The organism is Micrococcus sp. HSID17227, assembly GCF_003989405.1.
GTDB classification, from domain to species: Bacteria; Actinomycetota; Actinomycetes; order Actinomycetales; family Micrococcaceae; genus Micrococcus; species Micrococcus luteus.
Genome location: NZ_RBLN01000328.1, coordinates 1 through 2,094, shown reverse-complemented (window position 1 = coordinate 2,094; position 2,094 = coordinate 1). Strand labels below are relative to the sequence as shown.

Annotated in this window: 2 pseudogenes; one reads left to right on the top strand and one right to left on the bottom strand. The window is 76.1% G+C overall.

Annotated elements, in window-relative coordinates:
* Positions 1-148 precede the first annotated feature (148 nt).
* Positions 149-1,312, bottom strand: a pseudogene (hemE, locus tag D8M29_RS11420) (uroporphyrinogen decarboxylase); the annotation flags it as partial.
* A gap of 136 nt (positions 1,313-1,448) precedes the next feature.
* Between hemE and D8M29_RS11415 the strand changes: the two are divergent.
* Positions 1,449-2,094, top strand: a pseudogene (locus tag D8M29_RS11415) (glutamyl-tRNA reductase); the annotation flags it as partial.

Here is a 2,094-nt window from a genome sequence, read left to right as displayed (position 1 = left end):
CGCGGATGTGGGTGGGCTGCGTCATGTAACGGCGCGCCATCGCGACCACGGGACCCGGCATGGTGGCCGAGAACAGCATGGTCTGGCGCACGGCCGGGACGGCGGCGAGCAGGGTCTCGACGTCCGGTGCCGGGTCCTGGCCCTCCCGCTCCGGCACGGGCAGGGAGTGGATCAGCTCGACCAGGCGGGTCAGCACGGCCGGGTCCGTCTCCGGCGGCACGCCGTGGGCGAGGTTGACGACGTGGCCGGGCGCGACGGCGCCGGAGGCGACAACGTCGCGCACGTGGGCCTCGAGGACCTCCCACGGGGCGGCGAGCAGGGCCGGGTCGATGTTGCCCTGCAGGGGCACGGCGCCGCGTCCGTCGGGGCCGGGGTTCGCGCTGAGCCGGCGGTGCGCCTCGGCGAGCGTGAGGCGGTGGTCCACGCCGACGGCGGTCGCGCCCGCGTCACGCATGTGGTGCAGGAACTCTCCGGTGCCCGTGCCGAAGTGCAGGAGCGGGGCGCCGTCGGGGACGCCGGGCCCGGCGAGGTCGGCGACATGGGCGAGGGCCGCCGTCGAGTGCGGCTGCACGTGCTCGAGGTAGTCGTCCGCCGAGAGCGAACCCGCCCACGAGTCGAACAGCTGCGCGGCGGAGGCGCCGGACTCGAGCTGGGCGCGCAGGAACTGGCCGGACACGGTGGCCGCCCAGCCGGCCAGGGCGGCCCAGGTCTCGGGGTCGGCGTGCATCATGCGTCGCGGGCCGAAGTGGTCGCGGGAGGGACGGCCCTCCACCATGTACGCCGCCAGCGTGAAGGGGGCGCCGGCGAAGCCGATCAGGGGGCGCGGGCCCAGCTCGGCGACGGTGGCCGCGACGGCCTCGCGGATGACGTCCAGGGCGGCGTCCTCGAGGACGGGCAGCGCGGCGACGTCGTCGGCGGTGCGGACGGCCTGGCCGAGCACGGGGCCCACGCCGGGCTGGATCTCCACGTCCACGCCCGCCAGGCGCAGGGGGACCACGATGTCCGAGAAGAAGATCGCCGCGTCGACGTCGTGGCGGCGCACCGGCTGCATCGTGATCTCCCGGACCAGGTCCGGCATGAGGCAGGAGTCGAGCATCCCGATCCCCTCGCGCACCTGGCGGTACTCGGGCAGCGAACGGCCGGCCTGCCGCATGAACCACACGGGGTGGCGGTCGGGGCGCTGGCCGCGCAGCGCGCAGAGGAGCGGGCTGGCCACGGTCGAGCGTGACGGATCCTCGGTGCGCAGCGGGTGCTCGGCGGGCAGTGCCGGGACGGCCGCGGGGGTCTCGGGGGTCTGGGACAGGGCGGACATGCCCCCAGTGTCCCACCGGTCGTGTCGCGGTGGCACATCCGCGTCCTCCGTGAGCGTCGTCACACTGGCCGACGGCACCCGGGTCAGGCCCGCCTTCCCGGACGGGCGGGGCGGTCGGGGCTAGACTTGGCCCGCTGTGACTGTCTTCTCTCTCGTCGCCTCCCACCATGACCTGGACCTGGACACGGTCGCCCGCCTCAGCGCCGGCGCGACCGGGGTCGGGCCCGCCCTGCCCGGCAGCGGCGCGGCGGGCGCCATCGTGCTGGCCACGTGCAACCGCGTGGAGATCTACGCCGAGGCCGACGGGGCCGGCGTCGAGGCCGCCCGCACGGGGCTGCTGTCCGCCGTCGCCGCCTCCACCTCCCTGCCGGACGAGGACGTGCACGCCGCGTTCCGCACGCTCGACGCCGACGCCACGGCCCGTCACCTCTTCGAGGTCGGCGCCGGACTGGACTCCGCCGTGGTGGGCGAGCGCGAGATCGCCGGTCAGGTACGGCGCGCCCTGACGGCGGCCCAGGAGGCCGGCACCGCCTCGGGCCCGCTCGTCCGCCTCTTCGAGTCCGCCACGCGCACGGCCAAGGACGTCGGCTCCCGCACGGCGCTCGGCGCGGCCGGCCGTTCGGTCGTCTCCGTCGCCCTGGACCTCGCGGAGGAGCTGCGCGGTCTCACCGACGCCGCGGCCCAGCGCGACTTCTGGGCCGGGGCCACCATCCTGCTGATCGGCACGGGCGCCTACGCCGGCACCACGCTGGCGCAGCTGGCGGACCGGGGTGCGACCACCA